At 62.9% G+C, this 21078-nt stretch carries 19 protein-coding genes; 17 read left to right on the forward strand and 2 right to left on the reverse strand.

All coding sequences use genetic code 11. The features are described 5' to 3' along the window. Positions 1-130: 130 nt before the first annotated feature. From tssA to EN808_RS27250, 17 genes are read left to right on the forward strand one after another with little or no spacing between them, the layout of a single operon-like run. Positions 131-1303, forward strand: a complete 1173-nt coding sequence (tssA, locus tag EN808_RS27170) for a type VI secretion system protein TssA (protein ID WP_135907066.1) — start codon at positions 131-133, stop codon at positions 1301-1303. Positions 1304-1309: 6 nt separating this feature from the next. Continuing rightward, positions 1310-1849, forward strand: coding sequence for a type VI secretion system contractile sheath small subunit (gene tssB, locus EN808_RS27175; RefSeq protein WP_027033816.1), 540 nt, complete (start codon positions 1310-1312; stop codon positions 1847-1849). A 3-nt stretch (positions 1850-1852) separates the two neighbouring features. Further along, on the forward strand, positions 1853-3358 hold the full coding sequence (gene tssC / locus EN808_RS27180; protein WP_027033815.1) for a type VI secretion system contractile sheath large subunit: 1506 nt from the start codon (positions 1853-1855) through the stop codon (positions 3356-3358). A 46-nt stretch (positions 3359-3404) separates the two neighbouring features. Beyond that, positions 3405-3866 carry an Hcp family type VI secretion system effector gene (locus tag EN808_RS27185; protein ID WP_032926026.1) on the forward strand — a complete coding sequence of 154 codons (462 nt, stop codon included), beginning with the start codon at positions 3405-3407 and terminating at the stop codon, positions 3864-3866. Then, positions 3853-4608 carry a type VI secretion system baseplate subunit TssE gene (gene tssE / locus EN808_RS27190; protein ID WP_135881127.1) on the forward strand — a complete coding sequence of 252 codons (756 nt, stop codon included), beginning with the start codon at positions 3853-3855 and terminating at the stop codon, positions 4606-4608. Before EN808_RS27185 ends, tssE begins: the two co-directional genes overlap by 14 nt. A 1-nt stretch (position 4609) precedes the next feature. Next, positions 4610-6484, forward strand: a complete 1875-nt coding sequence (tssF, locus tag EN808_RS27195; RefSeq protein WP_135917247.1) for a type VI secretion system baseplate subunit TssF — start codon at positions 4610-4612, stop codon at positions 6482-6484. Then, positions 6448-7515 (forward strand): type VI secretion system baseplate subunit TssG, encoded by a 1068-nt coding sequence (tssG, locus tag EN808_RS27200; RefSeq protein WP_135880683.1) that lies wholly within the window; start codon positions 6448-6450, stop codon positions 7513-7515. The genes tssF and tssG overlap by 37 nt, the downstream gene beginning before the upstream one ends. After that, the gene (gene tagH, locus EN808_RS27205) at positions 7512-8978 is read left to right on the forward strand and encodes a type VI secretion system-associated FHA domain protein TagH (protein WP_135917248.1); all 1467 of its coding nucleotides are present in this window, start codon (positions 7512-7514) and stop codon (positions 8976-8978) included. The genes tssG and tagH overlap by 4 nt, the downstream gene beginning before the upstream one ends. Before the next feature lie 3 nt (positions 8979-8981). Beyond that, complete coding sequence (gene tssJ, locus EN808_RS27210) at positions 8982-9434, forward strand: type VI secretion system lipoprotein TssJ (RefSeq protein WP_027059521.1); 453 nt, start codon at positions 8982-8984, stop codon at positions 9432-9434. A 39-nt stretch (positions 9435-9473) separates the two neighbouring features. Beyond that, the gene (tssK, locus tag EN808_RS27215) at positions 9474-10808 is read left to right on the forward strand and encodes a type VI secretion system baseplate subunit TssK (RefSeq protein WP_135880685.1); all 1335 of its coding nucleotides are present in this window, start codon (positions 9474-9476) and stop codon (positions 10806-10808) included. 4 nt (positions 10809-10812) lie between these two features. Next, on the forward strand, positions 10813-12135 hold the full coding sequence (gene icmH / locus EN808_RS27220) for a type IVB secretion system protein IcmH/DotU (RefSeq protein ID WP_135880686.1): 1323 nt from the start codon (positions 10813-10815) through the stop codon (positions 12133-12135). A 1-nt stretch (position 12136) separates the two neighbouring features. After that, positions 12137-15673, forward strand: a complete 3537-nt coding sequence (gene tssM, locus EN808_RS27225; protein WP_135880687.1) for a type VI secretion system membrane subunit TssM — start codon at positions 12137-12139, stop codon at positions 15671-15673. Beyond that, the gene (gene tagF / locus EN808_RS27230; RefSeq protein ID WP_135907063.1) at positions 15670-16197 is read left to right on the forward strand and encodes a type VI secretion system-associated protein TagF; all 528 of its coding nucleotides are present in this window, start codon (positions 15670-15672) and stop codon (positions 16195-16197) included. The genes tssM and tagF overlap by 4 nt, the downstream gene beginning before the upstream one ends. Beyond that, entirely contained in the window at positions 16197-17300 is a 1104-nt protein-coding gene (locus EN808_RS27235) for a DUF2169 domain-containing protein (protein WP_135917249.1), read from the forward strand. The genes tagF and EN808_RS27235 overlap by 1 nt, the downstream gene beginning before the upstream one ends. Then, positions 17297-18322: a beta-ketoacyl synthase N-terminal-like domain-containing protein gene (locus EN808_RS27240; RefSeq protein ID WP_135880690.1), complete on the forward strand. Its 1026-nt coding sequence runs from the start codon at positions 17297-17299 to the stop codon at positions 18320-18322. The genes EN808_RS27235 and EN808_RS27240 overlap by 4 nt, the downstream gene beginning before the upstream one ends. Next, a complete protein-coding gene (locus tag EN808_RS27245; protein WP_135880691.1) occupies positions 18323-19297 on the forward strand; it encodes a DUF4150 domain-containing protein in 975 nt (324 codons plus the stop codon). It abuts the gene before it with no gap. Positions 19298-19320: 23 nt separating this feature from the next. After that, entirely contained in the window at positions 19321-20271 is a 951-nt protein-coding gene (locus EN808_RS27250; RefSeq protein WP_135917250.1) for a hypothetical protein, read from the forward strand. Between the two features lie 34 nt (positions 20272-20305). Here EN808_RS27250 and EN808_RS27255 read toward each other — a convergent pair whose 3' ends face one another. Beyond that, positions 20306-20647 (reverse strand): hypothetical protein, encoded by a 342-nt coding sequence (locus EN808_RS27255; protein ID WP_135880693.1) that lies wholly within the window; start codon positions 20645-20647, stop codon positions 20306-20308. Beyond that, on the reverse strand, positions 20647-21072 hold the full coding sequence (locus EN808_RS27260) for a DUF6484 domain-containing protein (protein WP_135907062.1): 426 nt from the start codon (positions 21070-21072) through the stop codon (positions 20647-20649). The genes EN808_RS27255 and EN808_RS27260 overlap by 1 nt, the downstream gene beginning before the upstream one ends. Positions 21073-21078 lie beyond the last annotated feature (6 nt).

Genomic DNA, 21078 nt, shown 5'->3' on the forward strand with positions numbered 1-21078 from the left:
ATTCCGGCACTCTGGAGGCGGTGGCGTTTAGCTTCTGTTAATTTTTGAGCCGTCGTTTAATTGTGGTAAAGTGCAACCCTGTGATAACGTTGCGTCACTTACGGTATGAGGTCGGTCGCTGGGGGTTTGAGTGATTGATGCCGCGCTCTGGCTTAGTCCGCTCGACGGTGGAAACCCGTCAGGTGAGGATTTGCGCAACGACCCGGCTTTTCATGAGCTGGAGCGCCTGACGGAGCCCGAGGTCAAGGTCGTCCACGACGGCAACAACAAGCCCACGTCGCAAAGCACCATTCCGGTCGACTGGTCCGCAGTGCTGGCAAAGGCGGTGGACTTGCGCGCGCATGGCCGCGACCTGCGCCTGCTGGTCATCGTCACGCGTGCGCTGGCCAATGAAGACGGACTGGCCGGGCTCGCGCAGGGTCTGACCCTCATCGCGCAGACCTTCGATCAGCATTGGGAAACCATGCATCCGGCCCTGCGGCCCAACGCTACGCCTCGCGATGCTGCCTTGCGCCGTATCAACGCACTGCTCGACCTCCAGAATGGTCAGGACGGGTTGCTGGCGAACCTGCGGCAAATGATTTTCTTTACGCCACGCGCGATCGGACCGATCAGCGGACGCGACCTGGAACAAAGCGCGCTCGACGACCGTATCATGCTCCAGGAAGCCGCCTCGGGATTGAACACGGCGGAAAAGGCCGCACTGGTCAGCGCCCACGGACAATTGTTGAACCGGGTGCGTGCCGGATGTGCGGCACAGATCGATCAGGCCGGCGCAGAGATGGTCGCGCTCGTCGCCGACACCAGGGCAGCGATCGCAGCTCTTGACGCGGTCGAAACCGCCCTAAACGCCCGCCTCGAAGGCGGCGGCGCTCCCGTTCCGGAATTAAAGCGGTTTCTCCAGCGTTTGCTGACGACCCTCGAACGGAACTCGGCAGCCGGCGCCGTGGCGAATGGCTCGGCCAAGACGCCCAACCCGGGAGAACTGGCAACGCCTGCTCGAAACGGTCGTGGAGCCGATACTATGACAAGTGCGGCAAGCTACTCGGACTCGAGCACGGGGCTTCCCGACCGGATCTCCTCGCGCGACGACGTGGTGAAGTGCCTCGACCTGGTCGTCGCCTTCTACGACCGCACCGAACCGTCGAGCCCTATACCGCACCTGGCACGGCGCGTGCGCCGCATGGTGCACATGGATTTCGTTGAACTGATGGAAGATCTCGCCCCGTCTGGGCTGAAGGAATTCCGGCTCCTTGCCGGCGTTCCCGATGTCAAGAAGACGGCCCAGAAGGATGAAAGGTAACAGCACATGCCAGCCGAAAGCAAAGCGAAGGTCATCGAACGAAATCGCGCGCCGCGGGTGCAGATCGCCTACGACGTGGAAACCTACGGTAGCCCGACCACGATCGAATTGCCGTTTGTGATGGCGGTGATGGCCGACCTTTCCGGCGCTTCGCAGACCAAGGAAGCGTCAAAATCGGTGCTGGACCGATCCTTCGTCGAGACCGACGCCAACCGCTTCCCCAAATTCATGGAGGCGCTCGGGCCGCGCGTCAAAGCCCGAGTGAAGAACACGCTGCCACAGGCCGAAGGCCAGGAGCGCGACGAGGAACTGGCGCTCGATCTCACCTTCACCAAGATGGGTGATTTCGCTCCCGACAAAATTGCCGCGCAGGTGCCGCAATTGGCCGAGATCCTCAAGATGCGCCGCCAGCTCGAGGAACTGCTCGGCTTCATGGACGGCCGTGTCGACGCCGAAAAACGCATCGCGCAGTTGCTGAACAACGAGCCGCTGCTTGGCAAGATCGCCGGCCAGGCGCTCGCCGACGACGACAAGGCAGGGGAGTAAACCATGGCCGAACAGCAAAAGACCGCCGCCGTCGCCGCCGAGGCCGAAGCCATAAACCTCGACGAATTCAGCGGCCTCCTCGAGAAGGACTTCAAGGTCAAGAAGGACGACAGCGAGAAGCTGCAGCAACTCGTGCGCAATCTGGCACTCGCGGCGCAGTCGCGTTCCGACACCACGACCATTTCGTCCAATGCGATCAAGTCGATCAAGTCGCTGATCGCGGGCATCGACAAGATGCTGACGGCACAGGTCAACGAGATCCTGCACGCACCGGAAGTGCGCGAGATGGAAGGCACTTGGCGCGGCCTCTGGTATCTCGTCAACAACACCGAGACGGACCAGAAGCTGAAGATCCGGGTGATGAACATCTCCAAGGAACAGCTGGGCGACACGCTCGAAGACTATGAAGGCCAGATGTGGGACCAGAGCCCGATCTTCAAGAAGGTCTATACGGACGAGTATTCGATGCTGGGTGGCGAGCCGATCGGCTGTGTGATCGGTGCCTACGAATTCTCCAACCACCCGCGCGACGTCGGCCTGCTGCGCAATATCTCCGGCATCTGCGCCTCGGCGCACACGCCGTTTATCGCAGCCGCCTCGCCGCGCCTGTTCCGCATGGACAGCTGGCAGGAACTGCCGAACCCGCAAGACCTGCAGCAGATCGTCTCCAACCCGGCCTATGCCTCTTGGCAGTCGCTGCGCGAGAGCGAGGACGCCCGCTACATCGGCCTGACCATGCCCCGCGTTCTGGCCAGGCTGCCCTATGGCACCGATACCGTTCCGGTGAAGGGCTTCACCTTCGAGGAGGAGGTGCAGGGCGACCACAACAAATACGTCTGGATGAACGCCGCCTTCCCGATGGGCGTCAACATCAACCGCAGCCACAAGCTTTTCGGCTGGGGCACGCAAATCCGCGGCGTCGAGAATGGCGGCACCGTGCTCAATCTGCCGGTGCACAGCTTCCCGACCGATGATGGCTCGATCGCGATGAAATGCCCGACCGAAGTCGCCATCGACGACCGGCGCGAGGCCGAGCTGGCCAAGCTCGGCCTGATGCCGATCCTGCACCGTAAGAACACGGATCTGGCGGCCTTCATCGGCGCCCATTCGCTGCAGGACGACGAAACGCGTGCCGGCCGGCTGGTCGATCCCGATGCACAGTCGAACGAGCGGCTGAGCGCCAACCTGCCCTATCTTTTCCCCGTCTCGCGCTTCGCGCACTACCTCAAGGCCATTGCGCGCGACAAGGTCGGCTCGTTCAAGGAGCGCTCCGACATGCAGATCTGGTTGACCGAGTGGATCAACCGCTACGTGCTGGCCAACCCGGCCTTTGCCGACGACAAGGCGCGCGCCAAGCGTCCGCTTGCCGCTGCCGAGGTCCAGGTGGACAGCGTGGAGGGGCGGCCAGGCTACTACAATGCCCGCTTCTATCTGCGCCCGCACTACCAGCTGGAGGGCATCAATGCCTCGCTCCGACTGGTGTCGGAACTGCCGTCCGTGAAGACTTGATTTGCAGCAACAACATCTTGGTTTTTAAAAGCGGTGGAGAGAGAAAATGCCCACGACCATGAAGATTGATGGCTTTCTGAAGGTCCCCGATATCAAGGGCCCCAGCACCCGCGACGGCCACTCGGACGAGATCGAAGTCCATGGCGTCGACTACAAGATGGTCGCACCCTATGATCCGAATTCGCTCTCACGCCGTGGCCGCGTGTCCATGGGCATGATCAAGTTCACCAAACACTATGACAAATCCTCGCCCTACCTGGCAAAGGCGTTGTTCGAGAACAAGGCCCTCAATGAGGTGGTGTTTTCGGCACGTCGGACCATCGATGGCGAAAGCAAGGATTACCTGGTCGTTACGCTGACCGACGCCTCGATCATGGAATACGACATGTCGCAAGCTGACGATGAGGCAGACCTGATCGAGGAAGCGGTCAGCTTCGCCTACAAGAAGATCAAGTTCGTCTATGACGGCAATGATGAAGCCGAAATGGATGTCTATGTCGGCAAGTGAGGTTCGGCGGCCCGGCGCGGGCAAGCAGCAGATCGCGGGCAGCCTGCGGGCGAAAAGCGAGGCCGTCCAGCCGTCGCTGTGGGATCGCCTCGTCAACGACCTGCCGGGCCTGACCTCGGAGATAGACGGGCTGCGCCATGTCCTACTGAACGAGCTTGGCGCGGACCGTCTCGACACCCTGGTTGCCGGCAGTGCGCGGAGCATCGACGCGGATGCGGAGTTGACGCCCGATCAGAAACGGCGTCTGCATCGCCTGGCCTTTCAGACCCAGCACCGCGTCGAGATCGAGAGCCGTGGTGTGGTGGTATCGGCCCGCGTGCTCAGGGAAGCGGTGCGGCGCGACATCGAGGCTCTGTTCAACACCGAGCGCTTCGAGGCCACACCGCTGCTTTCCGACCTGGAGAACGAGCAGATGGCGGACAACCCACCGTCGCTCGCCGATTTTCCGGAGGTCCGCCGAAGCGTGGTCAATTACGGCGTGCCTTCCTTCTCGGGACGTTCGTCCCGCGACTTTGACCGCGACGTGCTGGCGCGCGAAATCCGCTCGGTGCTCGCCACCTTCGAGCCCCGCCTCAAGGAAAGTGCGACGAAGGTTACCGTCACCCTTGGTGATAAGACCGTAGGGCTAAAGATCGAGATCGATGCCGTGCTGATCATGACGCCGACACCGGAACGCATGCGCCTGCGCACCACGATCAATCTCGACAACGGCTTGGCGCGGACCGAAATTAGGGACGCCTGAGATGGATCGGGTTTTCGTCGAATATTACGAGGAGGAACTGACCCATATCCGCGGCCTTGCGGCGGAATTTGCCGACATGCATCCGGCAGTGGCGCGCAACCTGTCCCTCGATACTGTGCCCTGCCCGGATCCCTATGTCGAACGGCTGCTGGACGGCGTCGCCTTCCTCGCCGCACGCACCCGGCTGAAAGTCGACGCCGAGCGCTCGCGATTTTCGCGCAGCGTGCTCGATGTTCTCTATCCCGATCTGGTCACGCCGGCGCCGGCGACAGCGATGGCCGTGCTGAAACCCGGCCAGCAGGTGCAGACCATGCCCGCCGGCCACGTCGTCAAGCGCAACACGCGGCTGGTCTCCAGCCTGCAGCCCGGCCTGTCGACGCGCTGCACCTTCTCCACAGCGCAAGACATGACGCTGTGGCCGATAGCAATCACTTCGGTCAGCTATTTTCAGGATCGCAGTGCGCTGGCGGCGGCCGGCATAGGGCCGATCGGCGACACCGGCGGCGAGGCGGCGCTGCGTCTGGCTCTGACGCGGACCGGAAAAGGCAAACTCGACGAATTGGCGCTCGACCAGCTTGACCTCTACTTTGCCGGACGCACCAAGGCGCCGCTTTTGTTCGATGCGATCTTCGGCGCCTGCGTGGCCATAGGCGCAAGGCCGGAAGGCAAGACCAACCGGCTGTCGCCCTTGCCGGCACCCGAAATGGTCGGCATCAGCGACGACGAGGCCCTGATGCCGCGCACCCGCCCGACATTCGAAGGGTACCGCCTGCTGCGCGAATACTTTGTCATGCCGGAACGCTTTCACTATGTGAGGGTCTCGGCGCTGCAGCCGGTGGTGCGCAAATGCGAGGGCGGACTCGAGATCATCTTCCTGTTCCGCCGCCCGGCGCCCGAACTCGCCGATCTGACGCCGGCGGATTTCGAACTTTTTGCGACGCCGATCATCAATCTGTTCGAGCGCGAGTGCAACGTCGTCGAACTCGACGCGCGCAAGACGCGGCAGGTGCTGCACGCCGACCGCACGCGGGCGCGCGACTTTGAGATCTATCGTGTCCTCCGCGTCGAAGATGCCGACAGTGAAGGCAGCGACGCCGAGATACCTGAGTTGTTCAGCCTCGGGCAGAACCGCGGCAGTGGCTGGGTCTATTCCACGGAACGGCGCCCACGCCGGGCGACTGAGGATGAACGGCGCGATGGGCTGACCCGCACGTCATACACCGGGGACGATGTCTTCCTGGCCGTATCCCGGCCACTTGGAACCGCCGCGAACCGGCCGTTGAAGCGTCTCGACATCATGGCGCTTTGCACCAACCGTGACCTGCCGATCCTCGACGACAATCCGACCTTGACGCTGGAGGCCGGTGATCCGGTCGAATCTGTTCGCCTGCTCGGTGCGTTGCGTCCGCCGCAGCCGGCCATCCCCGCGGCACTGCCCACCGGGGCCGAAGGCGATTCCCGGGCCGACGATCTCGCCTGGCGACTGGTGGCGCAGCTGGCGCTCAACTTTCTCAGCCTCGCCAAGGAAGGCCGCGGCGTCGACCCGCTGCATGCGCTGCTTGATCTTTATGCCGACCGGGGCGATCCGAGCCTTGCCCGCAACGTCCACTCGATCGTGCGCATCGACTCGCGGTCGGTGATCGAACGGCTGCAGATCGACGGGCCGATGTGCTTCGGGCGTGGCACTGAAGTGACGCTGCATGTCGATCAGTCGGTGCTGGCCGGGCAAAGCACCTTGCTGCTTTCGGCCTTGCTGGCGCGGCTGTTTGCCCGTCATGCCGGAATAAACGGCTTCGTGCGAACCCGCACGCGGCTGCTGCAGAAGCAGGAGGATGTGCCATGGCCGATGACGCCCGGCAATCGCTACCTGATCTAGACAGTAGCGGCCCGGACCGGGCCGAAGGTCTGTCTGAGGCGTTCGACTTTTTCGAACTGTTGCGCCGTCTCGAACAGCGGAGCGGTCTGTTCGGCCATTCAGGGCGCCCCGACCGCGAGCCGGCAAGGCTCGGCCAGCATGTGCGCCTCGCCTTTTCCGCGCGGGACCTGGCGCAATTCCGCGAGGCCACCGACAAGGCACCGGCCCGAGTCACCGTTTCAAATCTCGGTCTGTTGGGGCCCGAAGGGCCGATGCCGCTGCATCTGACGCGTTGGGTGCTTGACCGCCTGTCGCAGCGCTGGTTCGCCGGTGCCGACGCACAGCAGACCAGCGACACGACCTTCGTAGACTTCGTCAACATCCTCCAGCACCGTATGATTGCCCTTTATTACCGGGCCTGGGCGGATGCGCATCCGGCGGTCCAGGTCGAGCGCGCGGTCGGCGGCCGCGTTCGCGCCATGCTTGAAGCGATGGCGGGGATCGGACTTCCCGGCGCCAAAAATCCTGATCTCGACATTGTTAAGCTTCGTCAAGCCGCAGCGCTCGCCAGCCAGGTCGACGGTCCGGAACGGCTGACGTTGTTTCTGGCGGAAGCGTTCAGGGTGCCGGTTCAGATCAAGGAGTTCATCGCCGCCTGGATAACCATACCAACCGGGCTGCAGACCCGCCTCGCAAAAGCCTATGCGGGGCTCGGCCGGGGGGCGACGATCGGCCCGCGCGTTTTCAACCGCCAAAGCAGGATCGAGCTGCGCGTCGGCCCTCTCTCCTTTGAGGAGTTCAAGGCCTTCCTACCGGGAGGCGCGCGTCTCAAACTGTTCAAGCACGCCGTTCGCGACATGGTCGGGGAATCACTCGACGTCGACCTGCGCATCGTGCTGGCGCTTGAAGCGGTGCCTCCACCCCGTCTCGGAGCGGTCCAGCTTGGCCGGACCGCCTGGCTTGCGCGGCCCGCCGAAAGGGGCGATGCTGACGATCTGCGGCTGCGGACAATTGTCGGATGGCGGCCGGAAATGGCGGGGGTCGCGGCATGAGCTTGCTGCTGACGCTGGAGCAAGGGCCACGCACCCAGGCGGTACGGCAGACCCGGCTTGACGAAGGTGAGCTGGTGATCGGCCGCAGTGCGGACGCGGGCTGGCAGATCAACGATCCCGACATGTTCGTTTCCCGCGCCCATTGCAAGATCACTGGCGGGCGAGACGGCTATTTCGTCACAGACATGTCGAGCAGTGGACTTTTCATAAACGACTCCGACAGCCCGCTTGGTGCCGGCCAGTCGACGCGCCTTCAAAGCGGCATGCGGCTGAGACTTGGCGACTACGTCGTCCATGTCGACCTACAGACGCCAACTGCCCAGGCACCTGCCGCCAGCCAGCCGGTTGCGGAACGCTTGCCGCCGGCATCGCGGGCGCCGGTGAGCATCGGCCGTGACGACTTCTTTTCCGCCAAGGTCGAGGAGGAGCCGCGATGGCCACGTCCGGCTGATCTGCCGAATCCGTTCGAGCAGCCGGTTGCGGGCGCGTTCGAGCGTGCCGCCTCCAGCCGGCGCAGTTCGCCTGCTTTCGATGACCCGTTCAGCCTCGATCCGGTTTCGACGCCTGTGGCGAAAGACGCCACCCCTTACCTCGAACCGGGCGGCGCGGCGAGCCAAACGGATCCATTCAGCCTCGACCCCGTGCCGTCCCTCGGACGTGAAGCCCAACTCGCTCATGGAAAACCGTCCGATTTCAGCGATGATTTTGGTTTCGGACCCGCCGCCGCGACCGGTTCGGCAAACGGCGTCGGTTCGACTGGCCAGCGCGAGCGCGTCGCCCAGCGACCCGCCAATCCCTGGGATTTTCCCGGGCAGGCGGCTGATAGCCCCGTCCCGGCGCGGACAGGTGCTGCTGCTACGCCCGCCCGCCAGCCGGCAGTGGCCCGGCCGGGCGACAAGGCGCTTCGCTCCGCATTCCTGCACGGCATGGGCGTCGAGGAAGCCGATTTCCCTGGCCGCGACAGCATCGCGGAAATGGAGAAGTTCGGCCGCGAATACCGGCTGATGATGGAAGGCCTGATGCAGCTTCTGCGCAAGCGGGCCGAGGAAAAGGGCAATGCCCGTGTCGCCCAGACCATGGTAGGGGCTTCCGAAGTCAATCCACTGAAGTTCCTGCCGACGGTCGACGACGCCATCGTCACTCTTATTGCCGAACGCAGCCCCGGCTTTCTCGCCGGCGAAGCGGCAATCGCCGACGCGGTTCGCGATCTCGCGCAACATCACGTGCGCGCCTGGCGCGGCGTGCAGGCCGCCTTGCGGCGGATGGTCGACCGTTTTGAGCCGGCAGCGATCGAGCAGGAGCTCAAATCGAATTCCGCGATCGGCACCCTGCTTTCGGGCGGGCGCGGCGCCAAGCTGTGGGAGCTCTACCAGAAACGCCATCGTGAAATCGCCGAGAGTGCGGAAAAAAGCTTTCTTGGCGAAATCGGCGCCGATTTTCGGGATGCATATGAGGAGGAGTGAGACATGATCGACCGACGCGAATTCATCGTTGCCCTGGGCGCAACCGGACTGCTTGCGGCTTGCCAGAGCGGTCCGCCGAAACCTTCGGTAATCACCATCAATGTGACAGGTGGGGCAGGCATGAACCCTGGACCAGGCGGCGGCGACCGGCCGGTGACGGTTCTCGTCATGCGGCTGCGCAGCACCGGCAAATTCAATTCCGCCGACTACTTTGCCCTGCAGGGCGATGCCGGATCGGCGCTGGCAGGCGATCTCATCGGATCCGACCAGATCGCCGTCGGGCCGGGAAAATCCGCGTCCAAGACCATCACCGTCGAGCCGGATGCGACAGCGCTGGGCTTCGTCGCATTGATCCGCGAGCCCACCGGCAGGAACTGGCGCACAACCAAGTCGGTGTCGTCGGGATCAAAATTCACGATCAATGTCACGATTGGGAAGGGCGGTATCTCCGCCTAGCGGCCAGGGCAAGGGAAGCTCAATGCAGAGAGTAACGGCATGAGCGATGCAAACAGGGTGCTGTGGTCCGAGGGTCTTTTCCTGCGGACCCAGCATTTTCAGCAGCAGGATCGTTTCTTCGAGGCGACCGTGCGCGGCGCGTTGCAGGCCGGGCAGTTGCATACGTTCGGCTTTCAGCAGCTGACGTTGGACCAGGCGTTACTCGATGCAGGCCAGATCGCCATCCTGTCCGCTCGCGGCATCTTCCCGGACGGAACACCTTTCGCCATTCCGGAGATGATGGACGCGCCGCGGCCGTTGCCGGTGACGCCAGACACGGCTGCCGGACCGGTGCTGGTGGCCTTGCCGCTCGAACCGCCCGGCGGTGTCGGCTTCGATCCAGCACACGCCGCCACTTCGGGGGCACGCTATCATGGGCGGATCGTCTCGGTACGTGACGCCGTCCAAGGCGGTTCGGACCCTGAAGAAATCGAAATCGCCGTTCCGCAGGCGCTGCTGCTCGCACCAGGCAAGTCCGTCGGTGGCTACACCGCCCTGCCGATCGCCGACCTCAAGGGGGTTCGAGCCGATGGCGGCGTCGCGCTGGACGAGACCTTCCTGCCGCCGACACTGGTAACCGGCGCCGTGGCCTGGTACCGGCAATTGCTGCTGGAAGTCGTCACGGGGCTCGACCAGATCGCCGAGGCGCACGGCAAGATGGTGATGGGCGGGCCGGGGCGCAGCGTCGAAGACCTGCTGATGCTCAACCTCGCCAATGCGGCGCGCCCGCGGCTGGCCCACATGCTGGCGCAGGATGTCTTCCATCCTGCCGAGCTTTACCTGGAACTTGCCGGACTCGCCGGTTCGATGGCGACCTATGGATCGAGCGCGCGGCGGCTGGGCGAGTTGCCCGCCTACGACCACATGGCACCGGGGCCCGCGTACATGGCGCTGGCCGACGCGCTGCGCTCGCTTATCCTCAGCCTGCGCTACATCGAACCGAAATCGCGTGCGCTGCCGGTCATGCGGCATTCGACCAATGTCTGGAAAATCCGCATCGACAACCCGAAGCTGCTGGTGGCCAGCCGCATCGTCATCCGGGTCGGTTCGGAGCTGTCGGAGGACGCGCTACGCAAGATCTTCGTCAATCAGGCGACAGTCGGTTCGGCCGACCAGTTCGAAGGCCTGTGGAAATCGCGTTTGCCCGGCATTCCGCTGAAACCGCTTCATTCCCAGCCGCGCGAGATTCCCTACGATGGCGATCGGCTATGCCTTGAGCTGGACCAGAAAAGCGAGCACTGGGCGTCGCTGCTCGATGCTCCCGGCTTCGTCATCGGCGTTTCGGGCGTGTTGCCAAGCGAGCCGCAGGTGGACTGCTACTCGGTGAACAGGTGAGATCATGAGCCGCGATGATCCTTTCGGACTGTCGGAGGATCGCGAACGCACCCGCATACGGCTGACCGGCGCGCCGACGCCGAGGCCGATGGCGCCGCTGTTGCCGGGCGCGGCGGTAAAGCGGTCGCGCACCCACCCGAATGCGCTCGTCAACGCATTCGCGCCCTTGCTGGAATTCGCGCCGGAGCTTGAAAGCGCACTGGCGCCGGAGAACCCGGAAACGCTGCGCACCCGGCTGCTTGAGGAACTGGTTCGGGCACGCGACACGGCAATGTCGACAGGGTCCTCGATGGAGCGGGCCGATCAGGCAGCCTGGGTCGTGGCGGCGTTGCTTGATGATCTAGCTCTGAACACGCCATGGGGCGGAGCCAGCGCCTGGCCGCGCCAGCCGCTTGTGGTGATGCTGCGGGGCGATGTCGATGCCGGCACGCAGTTCTTCACGCGGCTCGACGAACTGGAGCGCCATCCCAATCGCGATCGCGAATTGCTGGAGCTGCAGTATGATTGCATGGCGCTCGGCTTCCGCGGAAAATATCGAGTGCCCGGCCGGTCAGGCGATCGCTCGCTCAATGCGGTTCGCCTGACCGCGGCACGCTTCCTGCGCGATGCCGATGCCGAAGGTGCGCCGCTGTCGCCAAACTGGAAGGGCGTCATCGCATCCGACGAGCCGCAGCGCTTCATCGTTCCGATCTGGGTCATGGCGCTCGGCGCGGCGGTTGTTGCCACAGCCATCCATATCGGGTTGTCGATGGGGCTGAGCGGCCAGGCAGTCGAGCTTTCCGCCCTTGTGCGCGCTCTGCCGCCGCCCACACGCGGCGATATCAGCCGTACGTCGCCCAAGGTCGATGCCCCGCCCCCTGAAAAAGTGGATTTTGCGCTGTTGCCAGAATTCCAGGCCGGGGCGCCGGCCGAGCTCAAATCCGCCCTCAGCGGCACCGAAAGCGTTTCGTTGGCCAAGCTGATCATCCAGGCCTCCAACCCCGAACTGTTCCAGTCGTCGCGGCCCCAACTGAGCGACGGCTTCGAGCCCCTGATCGGTTCGATCGCCAAGGTAATCCTCGCCAATCAGGAGCTGATCGGAAACATCACCGTGATCGGTCATACGGACGGTGTTCCCCTGCAAAAGACCAATCCGCTGTCGACCAACCAGCGACTGTCGGAGGCGCGCGCCCAGACGATCGCCGACATGCTGGTGCAGAACGGGGTGCCGCAGGACCGCGTTCATTCCGAAGGCCGCGCGGCCACCGACCCGGTGGCCAGCGACAGCACGCGCGAGGGGCGAGCCTTGAACCGCCGTGTCGAGGTGCTCGTCGAAAAGAGGCTGTGAGATGTTCATCCTGCGCTTCCTGTGGGCGGTCCTGACATCGCGCTGGCTGTGGACGCTGATCGGCATCACGCTGCTTTCGCTGGTGATCTGGGTGTTCGGTCCGATCGTCAGGATCGGTCCCTATTCGCCTTTCGATTCCGACAATGTGCGCATTGCCATGATCGCGGGGCTGATCATCCTGTGGTTGGTCTGGCTGATTATCGCGCAGCGCCGCGCCATCCGCGCCAATCGCATGTTCGTCGCCGAGATCGCCCCACCAGTTGCGGAGAAGCCCCTCGGGCCTGGCGAAGAAAACGTCGCGGCCGTGGGTGCCAAATTCGCCGAGGTGATGGCCGAACTGAAGCGCCGCAAGCTCGGCGGGCGCAAGTTCCTGCGCGAGATGCCATGGTATGTGATCGTTGGGCCGCCAGCCACCGGCAAGACCACGGCCCTGCGGCAGTCCGGACTGAACTTCCCGATCGACCTCACCGACGATTTGCAAGGGGTCGGCGGCACGCGCAACTGCGACTGGTTCTTTTCCGAGAACGCGGTTCTGATCGACACCGCCGGCCGTTATGTCCAACAGGAGAGCCAGCCCGATGTCGACGCGGCGGAATGGCTGGGCTTCCTCGACCTTCTGAAGAAGCATCGCGGCCGCCGCGCGCTCAACGGTGTGATCGTCGCGCTGTCGATCGACGTGCTTTCGGAGGGTGACGAAGCCATCAAGGCACATGGCCGCAAAATCCGCCGCCGGCTGGCCGAACTCAACGACCGGCTCGAAATCCGCCTCCCGGTCTATCTGATGCTGACCAAGGCCGATCTGATCAAGGGTTTCGAGGCTTTCTTCGGCAGCCTGTCCACCCCCGCGCGCGAGCAGGTCTGGGGAACGACCTTCGCGCTGGATGCGCGTGTGGACGCCAAGACCATCGAACGCGAAATTTCGACGCTCTCGACGGAACTCGAGCGGCGGCTGGTGCCGCGCCTGGAGGATGAGGACAAACTGGCCGCCCGTGCCGAGATCTTCAGGTTTCCCGCCCAACTGTCCAGCCTGTCCGAACCGATCCAGGTGCTGATCGAGGCGATGTTCGGCGAAAGCCGGTATGAAGAGGCCGCCTGGCTGCGTGGGCTCTATCTGACATCGGCGACGCAGGAAGGAGCGCCCATCGACCGACTGACCGCGGCGCTGTCGTCGTCGTTCGGCCTGCCGCCACGGCGGGCCCTGCCCGCACCGAGGGTCGAGAAACGCAGCTTCTTCCTGAAGAACCTGCTCACCGAGGTCATCTTCAAGGAAGCCGGCCTCGGCACGTTCGATCCGCTGGCGCAGCGCCGCCGCGCCTGGATCTGGCGCGGTGCGGCGGCTGCATGCGCGGGGGCGGCCTTGCTGGCCGGCGGGCTGTTCACCTGGTCCTATTTTGACAACCGCAACGCGATCACGGCACAGGCAGGCCAGTTCGAAGCGCTGCAAGCGCCCCTGACTTCCGCTGCTGCAAATCCGGCATCGGTGCAGCAACCCGCCATCGACGGCGCTCTCGAAGCGATGGACGCGGTCGCGAATGCCAAGACGGCACCGCCGGGCAGCGCCCAAGATCTGCTGGGCCCATCGGCCTCGGCGGAACTGGTGCGGGCCCAGGCCGACACGTACGACCACGCCCTGCGCAACGTGCTTGAACCACGCATGGTCGCATTGCTCGAGGCGACCATGTGGCGGCAGATCCGCGATCCGGATTTCATGCTCGGCGCGTTGAAGACCTATCGCATGATGACGGGCCTGTCGCAGATGGATACCGATTTCGCCCAGAACTGGTGGGTGAACAGCCTGCCGGAATTCGCCGCCGCGGCACCCTTTCCGACCGCCGATGCCGAAGAGCATCAGCTTGCCGCGATCCGCCGTATGGCGGTCGACGAAAGCTATGTCGCGCCCGACCAGGCGCTGGTTGCCGAAGCGTTGAAAACGGTGTGCACGATCTCGTTGCCGGCGCGGGCCTACAAGCAGTTGCTGGCCGATCCGGAGGTGGCCGGGCTCAAGGAGTGGATCCCTGCCAATTTTGCCGGCCCCAATGGTGGCAAGGTGTTTGCGAGGCGTTCCGACAAGACACTTCGCGTCGGCATTTACGGAGCCTTCACCTATGCCGGCTTCCACGACGCCATTCTCGACCGCATCGACGATGTCGCCGCCCAGGCGGCACTCGATCGCGCGGTTTTCGCCGGCGGCTGCTCGGAAAACTCCGAGACCTCGGTCTCGGCGCTGTCCGAGGATATTCTGAAACTCTACTATGACGACTACATCGCACAATGGGACAGCTTCCTGCGAGACATGCGGCTCGCGCCACTAACCGATCTCAATGTCGCCAGCGAAAATCTGAAGGATCTCTCAAGTGCCGATTCCGCGCTGAAACGGCTGCTGACGGCGGTCGTCCAGGAGACCGAACTGACGCGCTCCGATGAGGCCCCCGCCGACGATAAGTCGGCGGCCAAGGGCGCCTCGAAACTGCTCGGCAAGCTCGGCAAGCTCGGCAAGCTGGCGACGAGCGGTGCGAAGCTGCTGCCCCGCGCCGGGTCAGCCAGCGAGGTGGACCTGACCGGCAATCTGGTGGCCGAACATTTCAAACCGCTGAAGAGCACCATTGCCGAGGTCGACGGCCAGCCGCCGGCACTGGATGCCGCCGTTGTCGCGCTGACCGCGCTGTCGAACGTCCTGCAGACGGTCACCGCCAACCCCAATCCGCAGGATGCCATCAAGAAGCAAGGCGGCCTCGCCGAGCTGACCGGTGCCGTCGCGAGGCAAGCACAGATCCTGCCGGACCCCATCAATGTCTGGCTTAGCGGAATTGCCGGTGACACCAGCAATTTGACGCAAAAGGCGGTCACATCGGAGCTCAACGCCATCTGGCGCGCGGACATACTGCCTTTCTGCCAGGCGGCGTTGAACGACCGCTATCCGTTTAGCGCCGACAGCGCGGTGGATGTCAATGTGCATGATTTCGCCCGCCTGTTTGGACCGGCCGGATTGATCGACGGTTTCATCAACGACCACCTGATCAACTATGTCGACACCACCAGCCAGCCATGGAAATGGCGTGCCGATTTCGGCCTCGATCCTTCGGCGCTGGCGGCGTTCGAGCAGGCCAGGCATATCCGCGACGATCTCTTTCCCGGTGGTACTGGGCCAGTGATGAGCTTCACGCTCGAACCGAAGGACCTGTCTCCCAACGTTACGCGCGTCACGCTCAATCTCGATGGTCAGACCCTCGTCTATTTCAACAATGCGACGCGGCCGCAACCGATGACCTGGCCGGGCAAGGACGGCACCGGGGTCATCTCGCTCGCCTTCCAGCCGATCGACGGTTCGCCCGAAATCATGCTCAACGAGACTGGCAGCTGGGCGTGGCTGAGGATGCTGCGCAACGGCCGTTTCGCCGGCACATCGCTCTCCGATGTCTACAGCCTGCGCCTAGGCACGAAGGGAATGTGGGCCGATTTCGAACTCAAGGCCGCCAGCGTCGAGAACCCCTACAATTTGCAGATGTTCAAGAAATTCTCATGTCCGCCACAGATATGACCTTGCCCGGCTTCTACGGCAAAATGCCCGCCACCGGCGATTTCGTGACGCGGCGGCTGTCGGGCGACTTTGTCCGCGGCTGGGACCGCTGGCTGGCGCAGCATCTCGTCCCGCTGTTCGGCTCGGAAATTTGGCCAAGCACAACCGCGCTGCGCTTTCTGGCCGGCCCGGCGTCCTTCGGCGCATCGGCAGGCATCATTGTGCAAAGCGCCGACAGGGTCGGCAGGAAGTTTCCTCTGAGCGTCGTTGCGCAGCTTTCTGAAGCTCCGGTTTTGCTGGCCGACGCCGAGGCGTGGTTTTCCGCGATCGAAGAGGCGGCCATCGCCGCCCAGAACGGTGAGCTGACGCCAGACGAGCTGGATGCCACGCTGGCCGGACTGCCGGTGCCGCCTGTCGAGCCGGATGAAGAAGTCATCGGCGACATGGTGATGTGGACAGCCCGTTCGGACATTTTCGACATCGATCCGCAATCGCCGCAAACGACGCTAGAACAGATTCTCGCCGCCAGTTGGGAGACCAGCTGATGCGGATCTGGAACCAGATGGGTTACCGGCACGAGTTCAGCGTGAGCGCTGACACGACCGGGCGTGAGTGGGTCGTCGTGGTGGTCAAGGGCACGTTCGACTTTCCCGCAACGCCCGGCGGGCTGGTGCACAGATCGGCAGAACAGGTGCCGCTGGTTTTTGCCGACACGCAAACCGGTGAACCCGGCTACTCCGCCACGCTATGGGAAACCGATTTCGCCTTCCGCAAACCGCGCTGCGACGTGATCGCCAATGGCTGCGCCTATGCGCCGGGCGGGCGCCCGGCCGAGCGCGTGCCGGTCGGCATCAAGGTTGGCAATTGGTCAAAACTGTTCGAGGTCGTCGGCCACCGCGAATGGCGCGCCATCGGCCCGGTTTTTGGCGCCACATCGCCGCAACCCTTCCTGAAACTGCCCATCTCCTATGACGTCGCCTGGGGTGGCGTCGACAGGCTGGATCCGGAGGACAAGCTGCCGGCCAGCTACAAATACAACCCAGTCGGAACCGGGTGGTCGCGCATCAGGAACCAGCGCCTCATCCCCGGCCTGCGTCTGCCGAACACGCAAGCTGTCGGCGAAGAGATCCGCTCGCCCTTCGGCGACTACAAGCCGATGAGCTTTGGCCCGATGGGCCGCGGTTGGCCGGGCCGTATCGAATATGGCGGCACCTATGACGACAATTGGGCCAACAACATTTTCCCGTTTCTGCCGCCGGACTTCGACGAACGCTACTTCCAGGTGGCCCCGCCCGACCAGCAAATCGATCCGCCGCGCGGTGGCGAGGAAATGCAGCTGATCAATTTGACGCCAAGGGGGCGCGAACATTTCAGAATGCCAGCCACGGCCATCAAAGTTGCAATGTTCAAGGGCTACACCAAGGCATTCGAGGCCGATATTCATCCGGACACTGTTTTGTTCGACACCGAAAATCGGCGCTTTTCATTGGTCTGGCGTGTGTCGCAACGCCTCCAGCGCACGATCCTCGACTTTACCGAATGCTGGGTCGGGCCGCCGACACCAGGCATGCTCCACGCCAAAGCCGTCAAGAAGCCATATGTCCGGCCGATCGCGGAGCCGATCCAGCCGGAGGCAGAGGACGCATGACGGCTGCGCTCGACATCGTAGCGACCGGGATGGTGACGGCCGTCGGCCTTGATGCGCCGTCGTCTTGTGCGGCGCTCCGCGCCCGCCTGGACGGCTTCAAGGAGACGCAGTACGCCGACGATGAAGGCGAGTGGCTGCTTGGCTCCCCTGTCACCATGCCGCGAAAATGGATCGGCCAGAAGCGTATGACCCATATGCTGGCGGCCGCGATAAGCGAGATATGCACCACGGTGCCACAGGCACGCGAACGGACGCCGATGTTGTTGTGCCTTCCAGAGGCGTCGCGGCCTGGTTCACCCGTCCAGGATGCCTCCGCGCTCGTGCGAAATGTATGCGCGATCCTTGAGATGGCCGTCGACCCACGATCGCGCACCATATCGCATGGCCGGCCATCCGGACTGGTAGCACTTGAGCAGGCGCGCCGGCTGCTGGCCGAAGGGGGAACCTCAGCAGTCATTGTTGCAGGGGTGGACAGCTACCTCACTCCCGAGGCGATAGGGTTCTATCTGGCGAACCGTCGCTTGCTGGCCACCAACAATCCGAACGGCTTCATTCCAGGCGAGGCCGCGGCCGCTGTGCTGTGCACCCATGCTGGTCATGGATCCGGACTAAGGCTGCACGGTCTGGGCCTCGCCCGAGAGAATGCATACATCTACAACGAGGCTGACGAACCGCTGCGCGGGGACGGGTTGACGACCGCCTATCGGCACGCGCTGAAGGAGGCCGGCATCGAGATGAACCAGTTGGGGTTCCGTATTTCGGACCTTATCGGAGAGCAGTACTGGTTCAAGCAAACGGCCCTGGCAAGCCTTCGGCTCGTGCGGGGTGCGCATGACTTTCAAGACCTGTGGTCGCCGGGTGAATCGCTTGGAAATATCGGAGCGGCGGCGGTGCCTGTGATGATCGGCATGGCCTTCGCGGCGGCAAGGAAGGGCTACGCGGCCGGTAATCCGGTCCTGATCGAGGCGTCCGAAGACTCCGGCGCGTGCGGCGCAGCCATCTTTGCTGCGAGGGCTGCATAGATGACAGTCTACGCCAACAGTCTGGAAGTCGCCTGCAAGGCGCAGGGTAACAAGGTCATAGCGGCCTTTCCTGATGTCTGCTTCACGCCGCCGGAGAATCCGGCAACGCCCCCTGGCGTTCCGATTCCCTATCCTTCTTTCGGCTTCGACAGCGACACGGACAAAGGCACCAGCACCGTCAAGATCGGTGGCCAGACGATCACGCAGAAAAACAAATCCTACTACACCAAGACAAGTGGCACTGAAGCGGGCTGCGCGACCAAGAAGGGCATCATCACATCGAAGAATACCGGCAAGGAATACGCCGTCGCCTGGTCGAGCAATGTCAAGGCCGACGGCGAGCCCGTCAACCGGATGACGGACCTGTCCACCAACAATCATGCTTCACCGCAGGGAAATACGCTGACCTTTCCGAAACTGGCCACCGGCGCCGGAGTCATTTACAGCACGGAAAAATGCCTGATTGGCTCCTATGACGCGATCGCCGCGGTCTGCAACGACAATGGCGGCGAGGCACACCATATCGTACCGGACAAGTGTTTCCGAACGGGTAGTCGGGCGAACGCGGACGTTACATCGACGCGCATCGCCAATGCTCCGACGCTCGGAGAGGGGGTATGCATCTGTCTCAGTCCTGATGATCACGAACGGATTCATGAGGCTGACCGTGAGCAGATCGTAACGCTGGGCCGACCCGGCCTGGCCAAACTCAAGGGCAAAAAACTAGCGGATGCGAAAGCCAAGTTGAAAGCGCAGGGCAAACTCGGCGTTGCGCCGATGAGCAAGATTACCGAAGCAACCATTTCATGTCTCGACGACCTTCAGGATCTCAATGCGAATTGCATCAAGAAGGCAAAGGAAGCGGTGGAGGAGCAGCAAAGCGCATTCGGGGCCAGCCAGAAGGGTAGAACCTCCAACCCATTGCCCGGCAAGGAGGCCAAGAAGACGATGAAGCCGCCAAAGCCCAGAAAATAGACCGACACACCAGGAGTACGCAGATGAAGATACGAGCGTCGGGCTACATTGCTCCAGATCTTATCGCCGCGGTCCCAACCGAACTCGACGACGAGGATCCGTATTCGCGCTTCCTCATGTTTCAGGACACGACGGAGCAACAGGTCGCGGATGTCGACATCCCTCGAACAGTCGTTTCCGTTTGCGCCTACCCATTCGAGAGCGACAACGAGAATGTGTTCGTCGCTCTAACCAACGAGGGCGACCTCTACTTTCTGACCGAGGACGTGGACTACGAAAAGATCCCCGGTGCCGGCGTCCTCAGCGAGGATGCCGAGGATCTTGGTTCGACGCTTGGCATCACCCAGAAGGCGGGCATCCTCTATGTTTGCGGCGACGGTTCCCAAGTCTATTTCAGACCCAGGAAGGATGAATGGGTCCGGATTTGCGAGCGTGACGTCGATGGAATGGCAAACAATTTCCTGGAGGGCATCGCCGCGATCAGCCCGAACAAACTGGCGGTCTGCGGATACACCCACAGCCGCCCCAAGCATGCCGCACGAGGTTGCCTCTACTTCTACAACGATGGGGAATGGGGCCAGGCAGAACTCCCAAACAATCAGTCCTTGTATGATCTTGTCTTTGTGGACGCATCGCGTCTCGTTGCCGTGGGCGGCGGCGGTACCATTGTTACGGGAACAGGACCTGGCACGATGGAGGACGCCTCCGTCGAAGGTTTGCGCGAGAAGTTCCTCCGTATCCGCCTCGACAGCTCGAAACTCTATGTGTTGGGTAAGACAGCAATCTTCATATTCGACACCAAGCTGACCCTGTTGGACACCCTACCCCTGCCCGCCGAGTATCGCAGCCCGAAGAACATCGAGGTCAAGCAAGGCATCATCTGGTATTTCGATCGTGAAGGCTTGGCTCGTCACGACGGCATGGGCTGGACTCTCATGCCTGTGCCTCCCGAACTTCTCGAAAGATCGGAATAGTCTGCCTCGGAACGTTACCCTGTCGAGGGTCACCTCAGGCCTTTCCCAAATTGACTTCTATAAAGCGCTGCACCTTGGCAAGATCAAGGTCGATGATGCGGATCGGCTTTTGGGCGGAGAGCATCTGAACCACGAACAGTTCTCCCGCTTCCGGGAACTCTTCGAAGCGCTGTTGCGCAATCTTTCGGCCGGCCTCACCCGCGACCCTGGCTCCATCGAGAAAAGCTTCAAGGCGCTCTATCAACCTCGCAAGGCGCTCATCATCCATGTCCGGGTTTTCATCAGGATGCAGCAAATGGTAATGGTATACCGTCCACAGGAAGGCTGCCTGTTCCACATGCTGGCGCACGATTTCGTAGAGGATTGGCACCGGCATCAGTTCAGGTTCACGGAGCCGCCGCGGATTCGATTGGCCGCACTGGCGTGGCTGGTGACATAGGTTCCCCGGATGGTGATGTGGCCATCCTTCTCCATGATGATTACGGACTTGCCGCAACGCAGTTCGATGCGCTCATTGCCGACAATGTGGACCAATTCACCGTCACGCACGATCTGCTGCGCGTGAGCCCGACGCGAAGGCTCCACGAGTTTACCCACGATCAGCGGCTGCAAGGGATCACCCTCCCGAAAGAGCAGCGCAACTTCAGCGCCGATCATGCTGGCATCGAGTTTGATCAGGCTTCGCGCGGCGATCGCTGTCTCGACAGGGTTTCCAGGAAAGACGACCAGCGGCGATGTGTCGTCAAATCCCAGGAAAATGCCGATTACGACACCATCGATGCGATCACGAACTTCAGCCATGCTTCG

The sequence above is a fragment of the Mesorhizobium sp. M8A.F.Ca.ET.165.01.1.1 genome (assembly GCF_004792065.1).
Taxonomy (GTDB): Bacteria; Pseudomonadota; Alphaproteobacteria; order Rhizobiales; family Rhizobiaceae; genus Mesorhizobium.